Genomic DNA, 19895 nt, shown 5'->3' with positions numbered 1-19895 from the left:
ATGAAAACGTTTTATTTGATATAATTTTAGAAGATGAAAATTATTTTAAAGGGTGACGTTCATTGAAAGAAAAAAAACTTCAAGAATTAACTGAACATCTTAATAATTTATTCAACAATTTAATTCATGGATCTATCACAGAAGGTGAATTTAATGAGCTGTCCGAAGAGCTTTACAGAAAGCAAACTAGGCTGCGCTATGAGATAGAGTGTGAGAAAGGTTCGTATTATAGAGAATATTTTAGAGGCTAAGGCTTTGTATGAGACTGTTTTATAAGAAATAAGAAAAGGCCTCCATTTAGGAGGCCTTTTTCTTAATTTCGAGCAGAGAGTGGAGTGATACTTTCTATTTCAATAAGTATATTAGTATATTTACTTTATAAAAAATACAACTGTTGAAGCTATAAAACTCGCTATTCACCCCCAAAAACCTGTATGATAGGTTTAAGATTACCGCATATGAGATATATGTATAGTAAAAAGGGGTGATGAGCTGTGAAGTGGTATAAAGGAGTTGTCATGCAAGTCTTAATGACAGAAATCGAAACAGCAAGAGAGCACATGGTTATGTTAGGACTTACAGAAGGTCTTACAAGTCGTAATACAGTTCGAATCAGTCAAACCCTTGATTATTTATTAAATGAACTAAGTAAAGTGATGGCCGCAGATTAATCGTATTTTATATAAAAATGAAAAGAGCTGCTGACTTCACGGCAGCTCTTTATAAGTTGCCTTAACGTTTACTTTAATGTTTATAATACTATTTATACAGTTACCTCATAGTAAAGAAAATAGCGGAATCTACTATATATATCGTATAGTAGAAACCTAGAAGATAAGTTGAAAGCACCCGTGAAAAGGGAAGCTTGGATACATAAAGCAAACGCCGTACTAAGAATGGCGATGGAGGGTATAGTGGAATGGAATATCATATTAAAGAGGCCGCTGCAAAGGTAGAGCTGCCTACGCATACGCTTCGATACTACGAACAGCAAGGGCTTTTACCTTTTATAAAAAGAGATGAGAACGGAAATCGCATTTTTAGCGAGTCCGATATCGAGTGGCTAGAATTTATTATTTGCTTGCGAAAAACGGATATTTCTCTTTTAGAATTACATAAAATTGTTGAATTAACACAAGAAGGCGATGATACAATCGGTTTGCGCAAGCAGATATTTGAAAAGCATAGAGAGAAAATGATGGAAAAACAAAGAGAGCTGGACGCAGCTTTTAGAAAAGTAGAAACAAAAATTGACTACTATGATAAATTAGAACAAAAGTATCAGGAACAGCTTTCATCTAAAGCCTAATTTACCGGTTGTTTTTCTTATTTCATAAAGAAATAAAAAGCGGGCAGCTCATCCAATGAGCTGCCCGCTTTTCTCTAAATTTACAGGGTAGAAATGTCAATAACAAATCGATAGCGAACGTCGCTGCGAAGAACGCGCTCGTACGCTTCGTCTACTTGCTTCGCATCGATAACTTCAATCATAGGAGCAACGCCGTGTTCAGCCGCAAAATCAAGCATTTCTTGTGTTTCACGAATGCCGCCTACAAGTGAACCAGCAATGCTGCGGCGTCCCGTGATAAGTGAGAATACGCTGTATTGATCTGGGTTAGCCGGTGCGCCAACGTTAACAAGCGTTCCATCTACGCGAAGTAAAGATAAGTATTGATCCACGTTCAGGTTAGCCGATACCGTGTTTAAGATAAGGTCAAAGCGACCCGCTAATTCAGTAAATGTCGTCTCATCACTTGTTGCAAAATAATGATCTGCGCCAAAGCTTAGAGCTTCTTCTTTTTTATTGTTAGAACGGCTCAATACCGTCACTTCAGCACCCATTGCATGCGCAAATTGAATCGCTACATGTCCAAGACCGCCCATTCCCACAATCGCCACTTTTTTGCCAGGGCCAGCATTCCAGTGCTTTAACGGAGAAAATGTTGTAATCCCTGCACATAGAAGCGGACTCGCTGCATCCATACTTAACTTATCAGGAATACGAACAACGAATCCTTCTTTTACGACGATTTTTTGGCTGTAGCCGCCGTATGTAGGATTTCCGTCATAATCCAACGAATTATACGTTTGAACAACGCCTTTTGTACAGTATTGCTCGTCACCGTTCACACAGTACTCGCACTCTCCGCAAGAGTCAACGAAACATCCCACACCAACGCGATCGCCAACCTTGTATTTTGTTACGCTTTCTCCAACCGCTTCAACTACTCCCGCGATTTCGTGACCAGGAACCATCGGGAATATTCCGCCGCCCCACTCATCGAATGCACTATGGATATCAGAGTGACAGATACCGCTAAACTTAATATCAATTAAAACGTCGTCTGCTCGCAGTTCTCTGCGTTCAATTGTCGTGTTCTCGAATTTTGCCTTTGCATGCGGCGCACTTAGAACACGTGATGTTGTTGTATGTTGATTACACATAAGTAAAAACACAATCCTTTCGTCATTTGATGTATTTAAAAGCTACAACCCTAGCTTAAACGTTAAAGTCGACTTTAAAGCAAGAGTTTTTTTGAAAAAAATTTTACTTTCTATGATTTTATGAAAAAAGGAGAGTAAGAGATAGCATAGCAGCTTTTTATCTCTATTTAGTTAAAAGAAATTTTTCAAGGGTGCGAGCGGCGGCGTGTTCATCCACTCCATTTGTCAGCAGTGTTATTTCATCTCCTTTTTTAACAGCTAAAGCCATGACCTTCATGATGCTTTTTCCATTTACACATTTTCCATCTTTCGAAAGAAAAATATCACTTTGAAACGAACAGGTTTCACGTACAAATAAAGCTGTATGTCTAGCTTGAAGTCCTCCAGAAAGCTGCACCGTTATTCTTTTAATCAGCATTGTATTTCCCCTTTTTTGTAGTTTAAAAACTATAAAACTAGCTTAACCGTTAAAGTTAACTTTAAGGCAAGAGGTAATTTGGATAAAAGAGTCATTTATGAATGTATGGAGAGCAGCAATCGTTTCTACTAGTCATTTAAATGATTGTAACTAAATGAAAATACGGCACACATGTTCAGGAAGGTTCAATAAATAAGAACTTACTTTTAAAGGAATTTCCACGTTCTAACCAGAAAAACAATATATATTGTTTTTCTGGAGGAATACGATGAAAGAGCTAAAAAGGTTAGAACCGCTGCAAGCAGCTACACAATTCATTTTTAAGCATTATCCTAACTGTCAAGGGGCATTACTCGCCGGGAGCGTGGTGAGAGGAGAAGCTACACATACGTCCGACCTTGATCTTGTTATTTTTGATGATAATTTTATTTCTTCTTTTAGGGAGTCCCTCATTGAATTTGGATGGGCAATTGAAGTTTTTGCTCATAATCTGACTTCATACCAAGCCTTTTTTAAAAGTGATTGTAAGAGGGCTAGGCCTTCACTCCCAAGAATGATTTCCGAGGGAATTATTTTAGCGGATAAAGGAGTGATGCAGGCTATAAAAAAAGAAGCTGCACAATTACTAGAAAAAGGCCCCGAAAAATGGCCGGAAGAGACGATTAGATTAAAAAGATATTTTATAAGTGATGCCTTAGATGATTTAATTGGTTCTTCAAATAAAGGTGAATCACTTTTTATTGCTAACACGCTCGCTTACATAACGCATGAATTTGTTTTAAGAACGAATGCTCATTGGATCGGGGATTCTAAATGGATTGTCCGGTCTTTGAATCTCTATAATGAACGCTTTAGTAAAGAGTTTGTAGAGGCATTTGATACCTTTTATAAAACAGGGGATAAAGATAAAGTAATTCAACTGGTGGATAAAGTGTTAGCGCCACATGGGGGCCGGCTGTTTGAAGGATTTTCACTGGGAAAAGAGAGGTTGAATCAGTAGCCTTGTTAGAACCCCGCTACTATTTCTTGCTAGTAGTGGGGTTTGTTTTTAGGAATATTCACGTATGCTTAAAGAGTTTGCCCGTTATCAATCGTAAACACTTGGCCCGTTATGGACTCTTGCTTTAACTGAAACAAAATAGCATCTGCGATATCTTCAGGAGAAGAAATACGCTGAAGAGGTAGGTTTCCTGCCAGCTGATACATTTTATCTTCGTTGCCAGACCACCATTTTGTGTCGACTGCACCAGGAGAGATACAGTTTACTCGAATATGTGGTGCTAAGGCAATGGCTAACGACTTAGTCATCGTATGAATTGCTGCTTTTGTTGCTGCATAGGGAATAGAAGAGCCGATTCCAGTTGTACCGGCAACGCTTCCTACATTAACAATCGCCCCTGACTTTTGCTTTTTCATATGTGGAACGGCTGCTTTTACACAGTGAAACATGCCTTTTACGTTTACATCATGTAAAGAGTCCCATACGTCATCAGTTACAGACTCTAAGTCATTCATCGGGATTTGAGCTGTAATACTAGCGTTATTCACTAAACCATCTAATCGTCCGAATTGTGTAATGGTTTGATGAATCATTTCATTCACTTCGTGCTCGTTGGCTACATTCGCTTTAAAAGCAAAAGCCATGCTTCCTTTTTCTATAATCTCCTCTACAACTTTTTTCGCTTCTGTTTCCGAGCCGCTGTAGTTTATCACAAGTTTCGCGCCCATGTCAGCTAACTTTAAAGCCGTTGCTTTGCCTATACCAGTGCCGCCGCCTGTAATAATAAATACTTTATTTTTAAAATCGATCATTTCTATAAACCTTCCTTTCTCTTAACATCTTTTATTATATCTTCGATGAAAAAAAGGATATAATAGGTAATACTAAGAGAGGTATCATTTAAAGTGATATCAACGGAGGAATTAAAATTGGAAAGCCAAGACTTACGAATATTCAAATGCGTGGCAGAAGCAAAGTCACTATCAAAAGCTGCGGGGGTATTAGGATATGTGCAGCCGCATATCAGCCAGCGGATTAAAAATCTAGAGGAAGAATTAGACACCAAATTATTGATACGCACGAATCGAGGAGTCACGTTAACAAATGAAGGGGAAGCTTTGTTTAACTATGCTCAGCGTATTTTACGTTTAATGGAGGAAGCTAAAGCAGAAGTTAATCCGAATAAGTTTAAAAGATCCTTGATCATTGGTGCCTCGCAGACGGTTTCTGCTACTAAAGTTCCTTCTTTATTCTCATCTTTTCTGAAAGAACACCAAAGTATTGAAGTTAAAATAAAAACAGATAGAAAACAAGTCTTACAAGAAATGCTTTCGTACGGAGAAATCGACGGACTGTTTCTTAGCGGTACCTATAATGAGGCTCAGTTTGAAACGGTTTATCACTATGCAGAAAAAATGGTGCTTATCTCACCTCGATATGAAGCTAGAGAAGAAAAAGACCAACCAACGCTACTCATCAATAGTGATGGAAACTGCATCTATAGAAACAGACTATTAGAGTTTTCAAAGAAACATCATATACACAAAGCCAATATTATGGAATTTGATTCATTAGAAGCTATTTTACGAGGCGTCCGTGATGGAATAGGCATGAGTGTAGTCCCGGCTAGCGTAGTAAATTCTCGTGGCGATATGAAAAGCATTGAATATCAAGAGCTTTCAGAAGACGTTCATATTAATTTTGTAGTAAAGAAAGGGAAGCAGCGCTCTCAAAGTCTTAAAAAGTTTATTCATTTTTTAGAAAGTCTATAGATCTTCTCTTACCATATCACTAAAAAGAACCCTTAATGCCTGAAATGCGCTTCAAGGGTTCTAGCTTTCTTATGTTCCAAAGATTATGCAGCTAATTTTCTACACTCATCCGCGCATTTCAAGCAGGCTTCCGCACATTTTTGACAGTGGTCATGATCGTGTTTCTTACACTCATTTCCGCATTTTTCGCAAATTTCGGCGCAAACTCCAGCCAGTTCAGCAACGAAAGGCGTTCCTCTTTCTAGAGCTTGTTCCAAATATCCGCAAATATCTGCACATTCTCGATCAAAACGGATACAGTCCACCATCATACCCACATTTTCTTCTTTTAGACAAGCATCAAAACAATGGTTGCAGGCACTCATACAGTCATGCAGCGTTTGAATAACAGTTTGATAATTTCCGTTAGACATTGTAAAATTCCTCCTTATTTTTTCTTCTCTTTATTACATTAGACTATCGTTTGGTTTAGTAAACATAATAAAACAGTGCTGTAAAACTTATTAAGTAATAAGCAGGTAATTTTTTTACGTTTGAATATAGGGGTGGAGGGTATGTAGTTGATAGATAAATCTTAAAGGAGTGTAGTACATGAGCTGGCTAGAAATACTTTCGTATATAGCTATTGCAATTGGACTTATTCAATTTTTAGTTATTGCAATTGACGTGATCAGGCATCCGCAGATGATGTTTGTGATGAATATTGTGTGGCCTATCACAGGGCTATATTTTCCTGTCGCCGGGATATGGTTTTACTTTAAATTAGGGCGTAAAGATCGAAAAAAACACGATCACGCTGATCATTCCTCTGAGCATATGCATGATAACCATGAAGGTCATCATGAGCATCATCATAGTGAAAAGCCTTTTTGGCAAAGTGTTTTTGTATCGACTACGCACTGCAGCAGCGGGTGCTCGGTCGGAGATTTAATCGGTGCACCGATTGTATTTTTAACAGGGTGGACGATTGCCGGAAGCGTACTTTTTGCGGATTACGTAGCGGAATTTATTCTTGCTTATATAGCGGGAATTGCTTTTCAATACTACGGTATGAGTATGAAAGATAATAGCTCAAAAGATGAGTTGAAAAATGCGATAAAAGCCGATACATGGTCGCTTATTGCCTTTGAAATCGGCATGTTCGGCTGAATGGCTTTATCACATTATGTCTTTTTTGCACAGGCACCCAAACCAGACAGCGCGGTCTTTTGGTTTATGATGCAAATCGCCATGATTATTGGCTTTTGTACAAGCTATCCAGCGAACTGGGTACTTGTTAAAAAAGGTGTAAAACATGCGATGTAATTTTACTTGGGGCTGCTGCCGCTGATATCAGGTTTAAAGCTACAGGATGGGGCAGAATAGTATCAACTCCCAGTTTCCTGTGAAAAAGGAAATCATTTTAATTTAACAGGAGGAGATTTGATGTTTGATTACACGGTAAAAACACCGAAAAGCTTAGAAGAAGCGATTAGTTCTCTAGAAGAAAACTTAAAAAGCGAAGGGTTCGGTGTGTTGTGGAATTTCGATTTAACTGCAAAGCTACAGGAAAAAGGGCAGGACTTTCATACACCGTTTACAGTATTAGAAGTGTGCAATCCGAAAGAAGCTCAGCGAGTTCTATCGCAAAATCTCTTAGTAGGATACTTTCTGCCTTGTAAAATGGTTGTATATCAAGATGGAAGTGAAACAAAGATTGGCATGCCTAGGCCTACGGCGATGATTAATATGCTTCATAATGAAGAGCTTCAACGACTGGCAGAAGATATTGAAATAAGGCTAATTCACTGTATTGATCAATCGGTGTAAGTGTTACTCAGAGAAAAAATATCAAAACAAAAAGATACCTGAGGGGTATCTTTTTGTTTTTTAAACTTATTAAGATATGAGAAGTGGAAACGAAATTTTTAATACATGAATAATTTGCTTTCAGTTGCCTACTCTAAAAGCAAACTGTAGTAAAAAGGATGATAGTATGAATTTTATCTGGCAATCTGCAATCTTAATTTTATCGGGAATATTATTACTAAGAATAGCGGGGAGAAAATCAATTGCTCAAATGACGCTCGCTCAAACGGTCGTTATGCTTTCTCTAGGTACCATCATCGTGCAACCCATTGTTGAAAAAAGTATGTTAAAAGCGATTGGCGGGGCAGCTATCTTTGTTCTTGCTATTTTAGTTTTAGAGTATTTACAATTAAAATTTAATGGGTTTGAAAAATTTCTGACAGGTAAGTCTAAAATCGTTGTAAATAATGGTCAATTAGATACTAAGCAGCTTAAAAAATTACGTTTAACCGCCGATCAATTAGAAATGAGATTACGAAATGCAGGCATATCAACTATAAAAGATGTTAAAACCGCAACAATTGAACCAAATGGACAGCTAGGGTACGAACTTCAAGAAGATGCAAAGTTTTTGACTGTAGGTGACTTTAAACAGTTAATGAAGGTATATATGTCATCCTTTTCTCAAACAAATGGACCTTCGCAAGATTTACATAACGAGGTATCGTCTAACCCTTCTTCAGATATATTTGAAGAAATTAATCACGGTTCTAAACCAAACCCTAAATACCTTCAGTGATACAGTCACTAAAAAAGACGGCTTTTTCATATAATAATTATTAAGTAAATGAGCATAGTTGTTTTAGGTTCAAATCGCAGATGATTTGAACCTTTTTTGGGATTAAACTCAGAAGCTAACGTTTATAAATCATTACCACTATGTAGGATGGTTTTTATCGTATACATACTTGTAACGATCTACCAAGGACTTTTGTTTTTGAAAACAGAAATAGTTTATAAAAAAACAAAAGGAGTAGATTCTATGAAGGTTTCTTTTTCAAATTCTATAGAAAATGTTGAGTGGTCGAGAATGAAAGAAATTTATCACTCGGTAGGATGGACGAACCATAATGAAGAAAAAATTAAAAAAGTATTTCAATCAAGCAACGTAGTAACGATTGCTTATGATGAAGATAACATAGCAGGGTTTGGCAGAGCTCTTTCAGACGGTGTGTTTAATGCTGCGATTTATGATGTTGTGGTTGATGAGCATTACCAAAACAAAGGAATTGGACAGAAAGTTATAAAAAATTTGCTTGCTCAGCTTGACGATATTTCCTGCGTTCATCTTGTTTCTACAGCAGGTAATGAAGAGTTTTATAGAAAAGCAGGATTTGGGAAAATGAAAACCGGAATGGCTCGTTATTTAAATCCTTCTTTAGCGGAAGAGTATTTAGAATGAGCGATGTCTAAGATCATCGCTTATATAAATTAGCTTTATATATCGATATATAATTACAATAGAACTTCTTATTTTTTATCTAAAACGACTATTATTTATCAAAAAAGATATAAAAATTATTGTTTTTCGATAAATAATTGTTGATTTCCTTATATATACATGGTAAATTAATCCTAACAACAGTTATGGAGGATGTTTACATGAAACGAACAAATGGTTATCGAATTCTTTTTTATCTGGTCAACACGTTATTTTGGTTTAATATTTTTGTAGCAGGTATTATGGGCATGCTGGTTATTTATCTTCAGTTTGACGACTCAATCTTACAGAACTCATCTTTTAATTTATCATTAGGAAAAGGATTGTTTGATATTAAGCTGAATGAAAGTCCCGATACAAAATTAGTCCAAATTTGGGTTCTGGCCTTATTGATTTCTTGTTTTCTATCGATTGCAATGCTTTGGAATTTTAAAGTATTATTTAAAAATGCAGCTAAGGGAATTATCTTTGTTTCAAGTAACACAAAATCCATTTTTGCAACAGGTATTATCTTTTTAATAGGATCGTTTGCAGCTGGAGTTCCCAAGTTTTTTATAGCAGCTAAGTTAGCTCCTTTATTAAATGTCAAACATGGAACTATTACTATTTCATACTCAATAGATGGTATTCTGTTTATAGCAGCTGTTTTTATTCTTCTTTTAGGGGCCTTCTTTAAAAAAGCAGTTGCAATTGCCCAAGAAAATGAACTTACTATATAGGAGGTCAGAGATGATTAGAGTCAATTTAGATGTCATGATGGCCAAAAGAAAAATATCTTTAAATGAACTAGCAGATCGAGTAGGGATTACTAAAAGCAACCTCTCTATCTTAAAAACTGAAAAAGCGAAGGCCATACGTTTTACTACGTTGGAAGCCATTTGTGTAGTGCTAGATTGTCAGCCAGGTGACATTTTAGAGTATGTGCCAGATGAATAAAAAAGAGGGCATAGAAAAAATCTAAGTAGTTCAGTTTTTGTGGAGAAACAATAGAAATATCATATTAATTCTAAGACCAAATCGTATAATGATTTGGTCTTTTAAATTTGTTGTTGTAGCAACCTTTCTACTTAAACTGTTGGCAATGTGAAAGTTACATAATGAAATTAAAACATCAAAACACTCTTGTAACGAGTGGACGAAATATTCAATAACGCTCCGATTGGCAAAGAAAATAATCCTGCACAGTGTTTAAGTATTGTGGGTAGGGTATTTGATTTGAAGAATATCATTTATCTGAGGTAAATAGTTGATCGTGATTATTACAAAGAAGTGCACAGTAAAAGGGGTTTTTTGTTTTTTAGTCGAATATCTTACAGTAACCGAATAGAAATGTTTGGAGGTCATTGTTTTGTTACTTTACTATTGATATATCATCTGCCTAATTACAAAAAATAAATTAGGAGTTGATATATAATGATATATAAAAATTGTCTTAATGAAATTTCATCTGATATGTTGAAAGGTTTTTTTGTGGATTGGCCCGACCCTCCAAATCCACAAACTCACTTAAAACTGTTGAAAAACAGCAGTAAAGTGGTCATTGCGTTAGATGAAAATACTAATCAAGCGGTTGGGTTTATAACAGCAATCAGCGATGGAGTTCTATCTGCCTATATTCCGTTCCTTGAAGTTTTACCAGAGTATAAAAACAAAGGCATAGGCAAAGAGTTAGTAAAGCTAATGTTAAAAGAGCTTGATGATATTTATATGGTTGATTTGTGCTGTGACGATGACTTAGTTCCTTATTATGAAAAGTTTGGAATGCTAAAATCAAACAGTATGCTCGTAAGAAATTACGAAATGCAGTCGGGTATTTCAGATAAATAAATAGACGAAAAAACGCTTGGGAAATGTCCAAGCGTTTTTGTGTGCTGGATTTTTTACTAAAACTCACGAAAATTCAACTGTAATATGGTATTATTTCCTTTAGTTAGGAGGTATTTGAAATGAGTATATCAAAAGAAAGTAAGCCGATTTTATTAACGATCATGTTACTGGCGGCTGCGTTTGTTGTATTTTTTGCAAATCGGCTGCTTCCCCAAAATTCAATTTTCCCAAGTGAAACCGGTGATTTGACTATTTTGCTATGGCTGTTTTTTGCGATAGACGTTGGTTTTATTGTAGCGTTAGTTTTAGGCATTCGAACGAAGAAGCCGAGCGTTGTGTGGTTCAGCATTATCGTAAACAGTATCTTTTTTGTGTTGCTTTCTGGTTTAATTTTTTTATTAGCAATTGCGAATGGAATTTCTGAACCGTAAGCTTATTATTTTTATTATAGGTGAAAGATGAGGATTTAGAGAGGTTGATAGATTATGATGATAGGCGGTCCTTTATTGATTGCACTGCTGCCAGGTATCCTTGTAACTTGGCTGTTCAGAAAGATAAAGTGGAACAAAGTCATTAGAATGCTTCCTTCCATGCTAACCGTTATGGCTGCCGCCGTTCTTTTTTACATTGGCTATGTAGAAATAAGAGGCTTCGAAGGTGCGGGCTATTTGTTTTTATCTGTGTTTTTGCTTTTATTCGCGCTTGTATCCTATATTGTAGCTAAAAAGCCTGTACAATAATTTTTATAAACTTTATAAATTCTTTATAAATCCCTCCTATACTACGTGTAGGGGGGATTTAATATGAAAAATATCATTTTAGATGTAAAAAGCGTTTCGAAAAAAGTAAGACGTCGTCACTTAGTAAAAGAAGTATCGTTTCAAATTAAGCAAGGGGAAATATGCGGACTGCTAGGGCCAAACGGTGCTGGTAAAACGACCTTAATTCGTTTGTTGACGGGGTTGATTAAACCAACCGGGGGAGAAGTTTTTATTAATAACAAACATATTTTTTCACAAAGAAAAGAAGCGCTGCAAAGCGTTGGCGCAATTGTGGAGTCACCCATCTTTTTTCCTTATATGACGGGAAAGGAAAACCTGACAAATTTAGCTCGACTGCATTCATTTCCAACAAAGAAAGAAAGGCAGCAAAAAGTAAAAGAAGTGCTTGATATTGTGGGGCTAACCGGCAGAGAAAATGATAAAGTTCGAACGTATTCTCTTGGGATGAAGCAAAGGCTCGGAATTGCTCAAGCGCTTTTAGGCGACCCTGACTTATTAATACTGGATGAGCCAGCCAACGGCTTAGATCCAATGGGCGTACGTGAACTGCGCGAGCTTCTTTTCACCTTAAAACGCCACTATAACAAAACGATTTTGATTTCTAGTCATTTGCTGGATGAATTACAGCGAGTATGTGATCAAATTGTCGTGATGCGAGAAGGAGAGCTAATATGGGACGGCGCTTTAGACCAGTTAGCATCCGGTAAAAATCTGGAAGATGCGTTTGTAGAGCTGGTGTCGCAATGAAGGATCTCTTAGTAGCGGAGTGGGAAAGACTTTGGAAACGAAAATTGGCGTGGCTGACCTTTTTGTTAGTGCCGGTAGTACTATTAGCTGCTTCATCCTATCTCCAAAAAGAAAACGGAGCACTCACAGTCGATTTACCACAGTATACGTTTGCGGGAAACTTTCCTGTACTGAGCTTAGCCGAAATGTTATTTACCGTTTTTAATGCTATGTTCTTAGTTTTTATTACGCTCGTTGTTACCGGCGAATACCGGTCAGGACAGCTGCGAATGGTCATGATACGATCATATTCGTTTAAAGAAATCATCCTAGCAAAAGCCATAGTGATTCTGCTGTTTAATGCACTGTTTTTTATTACGTATTTTTGTATGAGCTATGTGATAGGCTTTCTAATGTTTGAACACCCGCAAACCTACTTTGTGTTTTATCACAGTCATGCTTTCAGCATAAAAGAAGCGCTAGTATATAATCTTTCATTCTATGGATATGCCTACTTGACGACTATTGCGATATGCTGTGTGCTGTTTTTTATCTCTGTTATCAGCAAAACGACCACTACGGCTGTTGGAATCGGCGTGGCTTTTATACTAATCTCCTTTTCGTATCCAACTTTATTAACGGGATTTAAGCAGTGGATGAGTGAAGAGCTTTTTGGACAGCTTTTCTTTACTTCTGTACCGATGATTCAATGGCAGGGAATCACAGTCATGATGGCAGAGAAACCGCAGTTTGTAGGCTGGAATTTCGGTGTTTTAGGATTTTATATTTTACTTTTTAGCGGTTTAACGTATGTAGCGATTCGAAAAAAAGAATCATTTTTATAAAAGGAGAGAAGACATGATGACAGGACTTTTTATCAGTGAATTAGAGCGAACGTTTAAACGAAAGAAAACAGCGGCTGTATTAGCCGTGTACGCAGGGTTACTTGCTTTTATTTGGTTCTTTTTATTTCGAATGGGAGGCACTTCGTTTTTCGATGCAGATCATGACGTGAAAATTGATTCTTTAAATTCCGCGCCTTTGTTTCTTCGAGAACTGTCGTTTGTTATTACGTTTATTGTCATTCCTATGTTTGTTGCAGATAGTTTTAACGGCGAGTACACGTCCGGAGCTTTGCGCATGGTATTGATTCGACCGCATCATCGTGTAAAACTGTTTTTTGTAAAATGGGCCGTTCAATGTTTGTTAGTTTTTCTTATTCTTTGTATTACTTGGGTAGTGGGCACATGTGTTGGGAAGCTAGCTATGCCTCACGTAAACGAAACAACGTTTTTAGGCGGACATACGCTAGGGACTTTAGGGTCGTTCCTATATTCGCTAAAATTTTACGGCATTTGTTTTTGCATCTTTATAGCGGTTATTAGTATCGGGAGTATCCTGAGTGTTCTTATGCCTAATTCCATTTTATCTTACGTCGCAACCATTGGTGCTTTAATTGGAAGTGTGTATGTGTCAGATAAACTAAGCTTCTTTTTCTCCGTAACCGATTCTGTTTTTCATGAATTAAGCAGGCCAAACTCTGAATTTTTAGTGAACCTATTATTTCCAATTTTACTTATTAGCCTTATAATAAACCTATTCGTATGGAAAAAGAAAGAATGGGTAGGGTGAGCTGGAGATGAAGCAAACAATTTTACTAGTGGACGACGAAAAAGACATTATTTCATTTATGAAAGATGCGCTGCAAGATGAAGGATATGAGGTGGTGTTTGCTTACGAAGGGCAAGAAGCGTTAACAAAGTTAAAAATAAATCCAGACTTAATTGTGGTGGATGTGATGATGCCAGGCATGGACGGCTTTGCTCTTTGTGAACTGATCAGAAAAAGCATATCATGCCCCATCATTTTTTTAAGCGCCAAGCAAACGGAGCAAGACCGAGTAAAAGGACTATTAGTCGGTGGAGATGATTATTTAGTTAAGCCTTTTAGCATGAAAGAACTAAAAGCCCGGATTTACGCCCATCTGCGCCGGGAGCAAAGAATTAATAGTAACTCCTATAACAGGCTTCATTTTGGAGAGTTAACCATTGATTTAAACGGCTATCAAATTTTACATAACAATGAAGTGATTCCGTTTACTTCAAGAGAATTTGAGATTATTCATTTCCTCGCTCTTCATCCAGGTCAGGTTTTTACACGTGAGCAGCTGTATGAAAAAGTTTGGGGCTACGACGCGGAAGGCGATTCGTCTACGATTACAGAACACGTGAAAAAAATTAGAGCAAAACTATTAAAATATGACGAAACACCTTACATTTCAACGGTTTGGGGAATTGGCTACAAATGGGTAAAATAAAAAAATGGATGAACCGGGCGACGTTAAAAGCGCAGTTTGTTTTATCTTTTCATTTAATTTTGCTGTACAGCCTGCTTGCGACGCTTTTAACGTGGGGAATTGTCATCTTAGTGAACTGGTTTCTTATGCCCGGAGCACTGAATCCAGCAAATTATTATGAACAACAAATTCCTGATATTTTGCAGTTTGTGAATAAAAAAGATGATGAGCTTCTTTCGAAAGATGTTCAAAGCCAAGTAGAATCGGTTATTCCGCTAGAAGGAATGGATTATCAAATTATAAATAAAGAAGGAAAAATCGTGTATGGATCCACGTCCACTTCATACATAAAAAATAAAAGGGATCTTTATTCTCAGGTCAATACAAATATCCATTCAGGTAAATATATTATAAAAGTGTATCCGCTTTTTGATTCAAAAGACGAAGTAAACGGGGCCATTGCGCTAAGATATCAATTAAACATGGCTTCGACTAACCCAAATATTAAATGGATCGTTGCGCTTGTCACATTTGTATCGCTAGCCAGCCCGTTTCTTTACTTTTATTTGTTTGCTTATTTGTTTGGAAGACGATTTAGCAAAAAAATTGAACGGCCTTTTAATGAGCTGATGACCGCAGCTAAAAATATTCAGCATAATAATTTAGATTTTTCGCTGTCCGTCACTCAAGACGCCAAAGAATTAAGTCAGCTGCTTCATGCCTTTGAAGAAATGCGAAAAGAATTAAAGCAATCGCTAGCTAAACAGTGGCAGCTAGAAGAAGACCGTAAAGATATGACGGCTGCGATTGCACATGATTTACGAACGCCTCTTACAATTATTCACGGTCACACCGAAATTTTAGTAGAAGGAAGCCAAAAGGACCCGGAGAGGCTTAATCGATATTTACATACGATCTACACGAATACACAGCGTTCGATTCAACTATTAAATCAGCTGCAAGAAGTATCTGTCATAGAGAATCCAGGCTTTTCCGTAAAGAGTGAGCCTATTGATATCAACACATTTGTTCATGAGAAAGCAGACGAATTTCAGCTTTTATGTCAAAAAAAAGAGATTGCATTTGTATCTTCAATTAGTGTAGAAGATGCATCAAACCAATTTTACGGAGATCCCCAGCGTATTTCTCAAGTGTTAGATAATATCATCACAAACTGTATTCGCTACACGCCTGAACGAGGAGAGATAGCTTGGAATACCGTGATTCATCACAACGAAGTAATCTTTGAAATACATGATACGGGTCCTGGGTTTACACTATCGAACAAAGAACAGCTGTTTAAAAAGTTTTACAGAGAAGATGCATCAAGAACAAGCGGTCACGGAAACTTAGGGCTAGGTCTTTATATTGCTCATTCCATTGTGAAAAACCATGGGGGAAGCATCACGGCCGATAATAAGGAGACGGGAGGAGCAGTGTTTAAGATTGTTCTTCCAATGGGAAAGAAGTAAACGCGTAAAAAAAAGAACCCTCAAAAAAGAGAGTTCAAAAAAGGGTAAGTAAGAAAGAAATGTACATGTTCCTTTGGGGGACTGCATCTGTACAGTAAAATTTATACCCCATGTACACTTGTTGAAACGTTGAAAAATAATCTAATAATAGAAATGAATAGTTGATAATATGCTTTATAATTTATAAAAAAGACTGCAAAGCGGCTGTATCCTGTGCTCTGCAGTCTTTTTCGATTTTATTTGCGTAAGAAGTCTCTCATAAATTCATTCACCTTTTGGGGCTGCTCATGCTGAGGCGCATGTCCCACACCGTCTAAGCGGTGAATCGTTACGTTTGGAACGTACTCTTCAATGCCATCTAAATTACTGTTTTCAAACGCTTGGTCCGCATTTCCCCATATAATTAAAGTCGGAGACTGAAATACTTTATGCGGCAGTGCTACAGGTTTATGAACACGTTCTTCAAATGGATAAAGAGAAGACGCACGGTAGTAGTTAAGCATGGATTTCATTGCATTTGGCTGGTTCCACGCCTCTACATATTTCGCTTCTTCTTCTTTAGTTAAATAGCCTTTTTTAATGCCTGGTTCTGTCAGCATGTTTCTTAGCTTTTCACTATTATTTGCGAGCAGCTCATCTTGAGAGTTTGGCTGTTGGAAAAAGCTCATATAGCTGCTTGCTTCTCGCTGAGCAGGGTTTTCAGCAAGCTCTCTTATAAATGTGTAAGGGTGCGGTGCATCAAACATCACTAACTTTTTGACATACTGCGGATATGTATAAGCAAATGCCCATGCAACAGCGCCGCCCCAATCATGTGCCACTAACACACATTCTTTTTCACCAAACTCTTCAATTAACTGTTTTACATCTTCCATTAAAAGGGGCATGCTGTAAGAAGAAATTTCTTCTGGCTTATCTGATAAGTTATAGCCTCGCATATCTACAGCTACCACGCGATAATCTTTCGAAAACTCTTCTAACTGATGGTGCCACGTATACCAAAAGTAAGGGAAGCCGTGTAAAAACAGCATAAGCTCGCCTTCACCTTTTGTTACGTAATGAAGGTTTACATCATTCACTTTTACATAACCGTCTTTAAACATCTTACTCATCCTTTCGCCTTTAATCTTTATTATAGAAAAACTTTACTCTTTATTAGTTGATGTATCAAATAATAAGGTTTCTTTACGCGATAAATGAGCTATAAAGCTCTTTTAAAACCCTTATTTTGGTTATTGTTTGTGAAAAATAACACCGATATCCCCAGGTTATATGTGATGCTTCGCTTGACTTAGAAAAAGCGAATATGTACAAAACGTAAGGAGTAAAAACTTGAGCTTGTAATGAATACAGAAAAAAAGCTCTCTAAAAGTACTTTTAGAGAGCTTTTTTAAAAATCACCGGCCTTGGCGATTCCTAAATTAGATTCAAAGTCGGTAATGTACACACAGGCATTGGTATACTTTTCAGATGCTTTATAGCTGAATTCTCTACTTACACTATAATCTTCACCTATAGGTTTATAAGATTGAATAGATTTAATTTGGTTGTCTAAAGACAAATCAAAATTATGAGTGGCTTTTTTTAATTGTTCGAGCTGCAGCTTGGTGAAACTATCGCGATGTTTTTGGATTTCATCTTGCATGAGTTCTATTTTATATTTAGATAGGGTGTTAATATGATCAATCGCAGGCCCCATATCTTTTTTTATTTGTGCTTCAGAAGAATGGAAGTGTTTATCATCAAATGAATCTGACACGTTATTGCTTTTTTCTGAAATTTTTGTTGCATCTATAACGTCATGAACATTGTTCATGAGCGTAACTTCATAGATAGTCTTGCTTGAATTAAATCTTTTATAGGATTTTACATATTCTTTTTCTGTTAATGCATCTACATCTCTTTTTAATTGCGCTATGCTTTCTTTTAGCTCACTATCACTTTGTGTTTCTACTTTTGACGTACTATTGATAGACGCAGACAGAAGATTAAAATCGTTTTTATAGCTTTGAAACGTTTTATCTTCTATCTTTCCGTCTTTATTGATTAAGCGTTCACACTCGTTTTGCAGGAATTTCAGCTCTATGGCCATCTCTTTTTTTGCTTCGTTTTCATCTATGCTTTCATTGTTTGAACGTGCGTGACTGCACCCTATTAACCCCAGCGCTAAAGCGATTGTAATGGTTCCTGTTGTTATCTTGCTTATGTGTCTCATGTTGAAACTCCATTTCTATTTATTTATTACTTGCATATAAAAACTATATCACATAAATGGAATATTTATCTAATCAGGTGTGAAATCTCCTTTAGATAAATCCAAAAAAGTATTATAATGGAATATGTAAAAAAATAGTATTAAACGGAGGAATCATCATGAAAGTAAGACTACTGCTAGGAGTACTATTAACATTTTTGTTCATTCTGGCTGGATGCAACAAGGAAACGGACACTGCTCAGCATAAGAAAGAGAAAACAAAGGATGAAAAAATAAAAATAGTAGAAGAAAAAAGTTATACACTTGCAGATTCGATCACTCATGATCACGTACTGAGCTATTCTGCGGTTATAAAAAATGAAAGTGACAAAACGCTTAATGTGAATGATACCACTATAAAATATGTAAACAAAACTGGAAAAGTCCTTGATCCGCATATTATTCCAAGTGACCCCGACGTTCATCTTGCTCCCTATGTACTAAAGCCGGGCGAGGAAGGGTACATTTCAGCGGAAGGAATTATTAATAAAGAACCAGATACATATAATGTAAAGGTCAAGATTAATCCGATAAAACCTGCAAGTAATGTACAGAGCTTGAAAATTAAAGGCGACGCAATGAGTCAGGAAAAAGAGAATCACATCTTACATATCAAAGGAACAGCTACAAACAATACCAAAGAATCTACTGAATATATCCTGGTTGGTGGAGCCTTATATGGAAAACAAAATGAGTTTATAGGAACTATATTTCAATCCGAAGAAGCGCAGCTGACTCCTGGAAAATCCATTCCTTTTGACGCTACTTCATCGAAAATCCCTGATAAAGAACTAGCAAAAGTGAAAAAATATAAAGTAGTAGCTTCTACGTATCAAGAGTAAAAGAGTCTTCACATCAGACTCTTTTTGTTATTAATTTGACTTTATTTAAAGGAGGAAATCAATATGTCTGGAATTGCTAAAACCCCCGAACCGCCTTATTATGCCGTTATTTTTGCTTCTGAAAGAACGGAAGGTGAGAAGGGTTATGGAATCATGGCAGACAAAATGGTAGAGCTTGCATCTAATCAAAAAGGCTTTTTAGGAATAGAAAGTGCTAGGGACAAAGATTTAGGCATTACCATTTCATACTGGGATTCTTTAGAATCAATCAAAATGTGGAAAGAAAACTCAGCCCATCGTGCAGCACAGTACAAAGGGAAAACAGAATGGTATCAAAAGTTTTCGCTTAGGATTTGTAAAGTGGAAAGACATAGCTTTTTTGAGATGTAAGGCGTATATGCTTAATTGTTTTAAAAAGGGGAGAAGCTGTTATGTTTTTAGCTATTGTAGGATTTATAGCCGTTTTTATCACTTTGTGTTCATTAGAAGCAAAGCTAAGAACGATTGTTAAACAAAATGATCGAGTGATTGAATTACTTGAGAAACAGAATAGAGAGTAAGAAAACGCTAATGAACTCAACGTTTATGATATCATCTCCTGACTTTAGCTAAGGGAGATGTTTTATTTTAAGAGTGCATAAAAAAAACCTCAGTAGGAGGTCTAGTTATTACTTTTAAAAGCACTTATAACCAACTCATTTACTGTCGGATGCCATCTAGAGGCTGTATTAAAAGCTAATTATAAAGTGAGGTTATATTTATCGTTTCACCA

General features: G+C 36.7%; 27 protein-coding genes and 1 pseudogene. 22 read left to right on the top strand and 6 right to left on the bottom strand.

Annotated elements, in window-relative coordinates:
• Positions 1-62 precede the first annotated feature (62 nt).
• From ACFX40_RS20840 to ACFX40_RS20830, 3 genes are all read left to right on the top strand, one after another.
• Entirely contained in the window at positions 63-251 is a 189-nt protein-coding gene (locus tag ACFX40_RS20840) for a hypothetical protein (protein ID WP_013058178.1), read from the top strand.
• Positions 252-494: 243 nt separating this feature from the next.
• Positions 495-671 (top strand): aspartyl-phosphate phosphatase Spo0E family protein, encoded by a 177-nt coding sequence (locus tag ACFX40_RS20835; RefSeq protein WP_223260221.1) that lies wholly within the window; start codon positions 495-497, stop codon positions 669-671.
• A gap of 248 nt (positions 672-919) precedes the next feature.
• Positions 920-1309, top strand: a complete 390-nt coding sequence (locus tag ACFX40_RS20830) for a MerR family transcriptional regulator (protein WP_377256159.1) — start codon at positions 920-922, stop codon at positions 1307-1309.
• Positions 1310-1389: 80 nt separating this feature from the next.
• Here ACFX40_RS20830 and ACFX40_RS20825 read toward each other — a convergent pair whose 3' ends face one another.
• Positions 1390-2445: an NAD(P)-dependent alcohol dehydrogenase gene (locus tag ACFX40_RS20825; protein WP_098432395.1), complete on the bottom strand. Its 1056-nt coding sequence runs from the start codon at positions 2443-2445 to the stop codon at positions 1390-1392.
• 163 nt (positions 2446-2608) lie between these two features.
• Positions 2609-2863, bottom strand: coding sequence for an HPr family phosphocarrier protein (locus ACFX40_RS20820; RefSeq protein ID WP_098332688.1), 255 nt, complete (start codon positions 2861-2863; stop codon positions 2609-2611).
• Positions 2864-3131: 268 nt separating this feature from the next.
• Here ACFX40_RS20820 and ACFX40_RS20815 point away from each other — a divergent pair, with 268 nt between their 5' ends.
• Positions 3132-3863: a nucleotidyltransferase domain-containing protein gene (locus tag ACFX40_RS20815; RefSeq protein ID WP_377256156.1), complete on the top strand. Its 732-nt coding sequence runs from the start codon at positions 3132-3134 to the stop codon at positions 3861-3863.
• A 68-nt stretch (positions 3864-3931) separates the two neighbouring features.
• Here ACFX40_RS20815 and ACFX40_RS20810 read toward each other — a convergent pair whose 3' ends face one another.
• The gene (locus ACFX40_RS20810; RefSeq protein ID WP_377256153.1) at positions 3932-4675 is read right to left on the bottom strand and encodes an SDR family NAD(P)-dependent oxidoreductase; all 744 of its coding nucleotides are present in this window, start codon (positions 4673-4675) and stop codon (positions 3932-3934) included.
• Positions 4676-4792: 117 nt separating this feature from the next.
• Between ACFX40_RS20810 and ACFX40_RS20805 the strand changes: the two genes are divergently transcribed.
• Positions 4793-5635, top strand: a complete 843-nt coding sequence (locus ACFX40_RS20805; protein ID WP_377256150.1) for a LysR family transcriptional regulator — start codon at positions 4793-4795, stop codon at positions 5633-5635.
• Positions 5636-5718: 83 nt separating this feature from the next.
• Here the strand turns inward: ACFX40_RS20805 and ACFX40_RS20800 are convergent, their stop codons facing one another.
• Positions 5719-6048 (bottom strand): four-helix bundle copper-binding protein, encoded by a 330-nt coding sequence (locus tag ACFX40_RS20800; RefSeq protein ID WP_377256147.1) that lies wholly within the window; start codon positions 6046-6048, stop codon positions 5719-5721.
• Positions 6049-6226: 178 nt separating this feature from the next.
• Here ACFX40_RS20800 and ACFX40_RS20795 point away from each other — a divergent pair.
• The 14 genes and pseudogenes from ACFX40_RS20795 to ACFX40_RS20730 all read left to right on the top strand — a co-directional run bounded on the left by ACFX40_RS20795 (position 6227) and on the right by ACFX40_RS20730 (position 16027).
• Positions 6227-6940, top strand: a pseudogene (locus ACFX40_RS20795) (DUF4396 domain-containing protein).
• Between the two features lie 120 nt (positions 6941-7060).
• Positions 7061-7444, top strand: a complete 384-nt coding sequence (locus ACFX40_RS20790; RefSeq protein WP_098332703.1) for a DUF302 domain-containing protein — start codon at positions 7061-7063, stop codon at positions 7442-7444.
• A gap of 166 nt (positions 7445-7610) precedes the next feature.
• Positions 7611-8222, top strand: a complete 612-nt coding sequence (locus tag ACFX40_RS20785) for a DUF421 domain-containing protein (RefSeq protein ID WP_377256144.1) — start codon at positions 7611-7613, stop codon at positions 8220-8222.
• Between the two features lie 243 nt (positions 8223-8465).
• Positions 8466-8885 carry a GNAT family N-acetyltransferase gene (locus ACFX40_RS20780; RefSeq protein WP_377256142.1) on the top strand — a complete coding sequence of 140 codons (420 nt, stop codon included), beginning with the start codon at positions 8466-8468 and terminating at the stop codon, positions 8883-8885.
• A gap of 200 nt (positions 8886-9085) precedes the next feature.
• Positions 9086-9643, top strand: coding sequence for a DUF2975 domain-containing protein (locus ACFX40_RS20775; RefSeq protein WP_377256139.1), 558 nt, complete (start codon positions 9086-9088; stop codon positions 9641-9643).
• A 10-nt stretch (positions 9644-9653) separates the two neighbouring features.
• On the top strand, positions 9654-9860 hold the full coding sequence (locus ACFX40_RS20770; RefSeq protein WP_328175086.1) for a helix-turn-helix domain-containing protein: 207 nt from the start codon (positions 9654-9656) through the stop codon (positions 9858-9860).
• A 477-nt stretch (positions 9861-10337) separates the two neighbouring features.
• Positions 10338-10751, top strand: a complete 414-nt coding sequence (locus ACFX40_RS20765; protein WP_377256135.1) for a GNAT family N-acetyltransferase — start codon at positions 10338-10340, stop codon at positions 10749-10751.
• 119 nt (positions 10752-10870) lie between these two features.
• Entirely contained in the window at positions 10871-11182 is a 312-nt protein-coding gene (locus ACFX40_RS20760; RefSeq protein ID WP_377256132.1) for a hypothetical protein, read from the top strand.
• Between the two features lie 54 nt (positions 11183-11236).
• Positions 11237-11491: a YesK family protein gene (locus tag ACFX40_RS20755; RefSeq protein WP_252123568.1), complete on the top strand. Its 255-nt coding sequence runs from the start codon at positions 11237-11239 to the stop codon at positions 11489-11491.
• A 63-nt stretch (positions 11492-11554) separates the two neighbouring features.
• On the top strand, positions 11555-12280 hold the full coding sequence (locus tag ACFX40_RS20750; protein WP_377256129.1) for an ABC transporter ATP-binding protein: 726 nt from the start codon (positions 11555-11557) through the stop codon (positions 12278-12280).
• The gene (locus ACFX40_RS20745; protein WP_377256126.1) at positions 12277-13104 is read left to right on the top strand and encodes an ABC transporter permease; all 828 of its coding nucleotides are present in this window, start codon (positions 12277-12279) and stop codon (positions 13102-13104) included. The genes ACFX40_RS20750 and ACFX40_RS20745 overlap by 4 nt, the downstream gene beginning before the upstream one ends.
• A gap of 13 nt (positions 13105-13117) precedes the next feature.
• Positions 13118-13891, top strand: a complete 774-nt coding sequence (locus tag ACFX40_RS20740; protein ID WP_377256124.1) for an ABC transporter permease — start codon at positions 13118-13120, stop codon at positions 13889-13891.
• Positions 13892-13898: 7 nt separating this feature from the next.
• Positions 13899-14576, top strand: a complete 678-nt coding sequence (locus tag ACFX40_RS20735; protein ID WP_377256121.1) for a response regulator transcription factor — start codon at positions 13899-13901, stop codon at positions 14574-14576.
• Positions 14564-16027 carry a sensor histidine kinase gene (locus ACFX40_RS20730; RefSeq protein WP_377256119.1) on the top strand — a complete coding sequence of 488 codons (1464 nt, stop codon included), beginning with the start codon at positions 14564-14566 and terminating at the stop codon, positions 16025-16027. Before ACFX40_RS20735 ends, ACFX40_RS20730 begins: the two co-directional genes overlap by 13 nt.
• A gap of 236 nt (positions 16028-16263) precedes the next feature.
• On the opposite strand, the gene ACFX40_RS20725 is transcribed toward ACFX40_RS20730, so the two are convergent.
• Together ACFX40_RS20725 and ACFX40_RS20720 are read right to left on the bottom strand one after the other, a co-directional pair.
• Positions 16264-17130 (bottom strand): alpha/beta fold hydrolase, encoded by an 867-nt coding sequence (locus tag ACFX40_RS20725; RefSeq protein WP_377256116.1) that lies wholly within the window; start codon positions 17128-17130, stop codon positions 16264-16266.
• 287 nt (positions 17131-17417) lie between these two features.
• Positions 17418-18242 carry a hypothetical protein gene (locus ACFX40_RS20720; RefSeq protein ID WP_377256114.1) on the bottom strand — a complete coding sequence of 275 codons (825 nt, stop codon included), beginning with the start codon at positions 18240-18242 and terminating at the stop codon, positions 17418-17420.
• Between the two features lie 158 nt (positions 18243-18400).
• On the opposite strand from ACFX40_RS20720, the gene ACFX40_RS20715 reads away from it, so the two are divergent.
• From ACFX40_RS20715 to ACFX40_RS20705, 3 genes are all read left to right on the top strand, one after another.
• On the top strand, positions 18401-19123 hold the full coding sequence (locus tag ACFX40_RS20715) for an FxLYD domain-containing protein (protein WP_377256111.1): 723 nt from the start codon (positions 18401-18403) through the stop codon (positions 19121-19123).
• 63 nt (positions 19124-19186) lie between these two features.
• Entirely contained in the window at positions 19187-19513 is a 327-nt protein-coding gene (locus ACFX40_RS20710; RefSeq protein WP_060745199.1) for an antibiotic biosynthesis monooxygenase family protein, read from the top strand.
• A 41-nt stretch (positions 19514-19554) separates the two neighbouring features.
• Complete coding sequence (locus ACFX40_RS20705) at positions 19555-19683, top strand: hypothetical protein (RefSeq protein ID WP_255257705.1); 129 nt, start codon at positions 19555-19557, stop codon at positions 19681-19683.
• Positions 19684-19895 lie beyond the last annotated feature (212 nt).

This window comes from Priestia sp. YIM B13552 (assembly GCF_042787775.1).
Taxonomy (GTDB): domain Bacteria; phylum Bacillota; class Bacilli; order Bacillales; family Bacillaceae_H; genus Priestia; species Priestia megaterium_E.
This window is presented reverse-complemented; position numbering and strand designations above follow the sequence as displayed.

Excerpts from the sequence above, each read along its gene's own strand:
- ACFX40_RS20830 (WP_377256159.1), top strand. The coding sequence starts at position 920 with ATGGAATATCATATTAAAGAGGCCGCTGCAAAGGTAGAGCTGCCTACG.
- ACFX40_RS20825 (WP_098432395.1), bottom strand. The coding sequence starts at position 2,445 with ATGTGTAATCAACATACAACAACATCACGTGTTCTAAGTGCGCCGCAT.
- ACFX40_RS20820 (WP_098332688.1), bottom strand. The coding sequence starts at position 2,863 with ATGCTGATTAAAAGAATAACGGTGCAGCTTTCTGGAGGACTTCAAGCT.
- ACFX40_RS20815 (WP_377256156.1), top strand. The coding sequence starts at position 3,132 with ATGAAAGAGCTAAAAAGGTTAGAACCGCTGCAAGCAGCTACACAATTC.
- ACFX40_RS20810 (WP_377256153.1), bottom strand. The coding sequence starts at position 4,675 with ATGATCGATTTTAAAAATAAAGTATTTATTATTACAGGCGGCGGCACT.
- ACFX40_RS20800 (WP_377256147.1), bottom strand. The coding sequence starts at position 6,048 with ATGTCTAACGGAAATTATCAAACTGTTATTCAAACGCTGCATGACTGT.
- ACFX40_RS20790 (WP_098332703.1), top strand. The coding sequence starts at position 7,061 with ATGTTTGATTACACGGTAAAAACACCGAAAAGCTTAGAAGAAGCGATT.
- ACFX40_RS20785 (WP_377256144.1), top strand. The coding sequence starts at position 7,611 with ATGAATTTTATCTGGCAATCTGCAATCTTAATTTTATCGGGAATATTA.
- ACFX40_RS20780 (WP_377256142.1), top strand. The coding sequence starts at position 8,466 with ATGAAGGTTTCTTTTTCAAATTCTATAGAAAATGTTGAGTGGTCGAGA.
- ACFX40_RS20775 (WP_377256139.1), top strand. The coding sequence starts at position 9,086 with ATGAAACGAACAAATGGTTATCGAATTCTTTTTTATCTGGTCAACACG.
- ACFX40_RS20770 (WP_328175086.1), top strand. The coding sequence starts at position 9,654 with ATGATTAGAGTCAATTTAGATGTCATGATGGCCAAAAGAAAAATATCT.
- ACFX40_RS20765 (WP_377256135.1), top strand. The coding sequence starts at position 10,338 with ATGATATATAAAAATTGTCTTAATGAAATTTCATCTGATATGTTGAAA.
- ACFX40_RS20760 (WP_377256132.1), top strand. The coding sequence starts at position 10,871 with ATGAGTATATCAAAAGAAAGTAAGCCGATTTTATTAACGATCATGTTA.
- ACFX40_RS20755 (WP_252123568.1), top strand. The coding sequence starts at position 11,237 with ATGATGATAGGCGGTCCTTTATTGATTGCACTGCTGCCAGGTATCCTT.
- ACFX40_RS20750 (WP_377256129.1), top strand. The coding sequence starts at position 11,555 with ATGAAAAATATCATTTTAGATGTAAAAAGCGTTTCGAAAAAAGTAAGA.
- ACFX40_RS20745 (WP_377256126.1), top strand. The coding sequence starts at position 12,277 with ATGAAGGATCTCTTAGTAGCGGAGTGGGAAAGACTTTGGAAACGAAAA.
- ACFX40_RS20740 (WP_377256124.1), top strand. The coding sequence starts at position 13,118 with ATGATGACAGGACTTTTTATCAGTGAATTAGAGCGAACGTTTAAACGA.
- ACFX40_RS20735 (WP_377256121.1), top strand. The coding sequence starts at position 13,899 with ATGAAGCAAACAATTTTACTAGTGGACGACGAAAAAGACATTATTTCA.
- ACFX40_RS20730 (WP_377256119.1), top strand. The coding sequence starts at position 14,564 with ATGGGTAAAATAAAAAAATGGATGAACCGGGCGACGTTAAAAGCGCAG.
- ACFX40_RS20725 (WP_377256116.1), bottom strand. The coding sequence starts at position 17,130 with ATGTTTAAAGACGGTTATGTAAAAGTGAATGATGTAAACCTTCATTAC.
- ACFX40_RS20720 (WP_377256114.1), bottom strand. The coding sequence starts at position 18,242 with ATGAGACACATAAGCAAGATAACAACAGGAACCATTACAATCGCTTTA.
- ACFX40_RS20715 (WP_377256111.1), top strand. The coding sequence starts at position 18,401 with ATGAAAGTAAGACTACTGCTAGGAGTACTATTAACATTTTTGTTCATT.
- ACFX40_RS20710 (WP_060745199.1), top strand. The coding sequence starts at position 19,187 with ATGTCTGGAATTGCTAAAACCCCCGAACCGCCTTATTATGCCGTTATT.
- ACFX40_RS20705 (WP_255257705.1), top strand. The coding sequence starts at position 19,555 with ATGTTTTTAGCTATTGTAGGATTTATAGCCGTTTTTATCACTTTGTGT.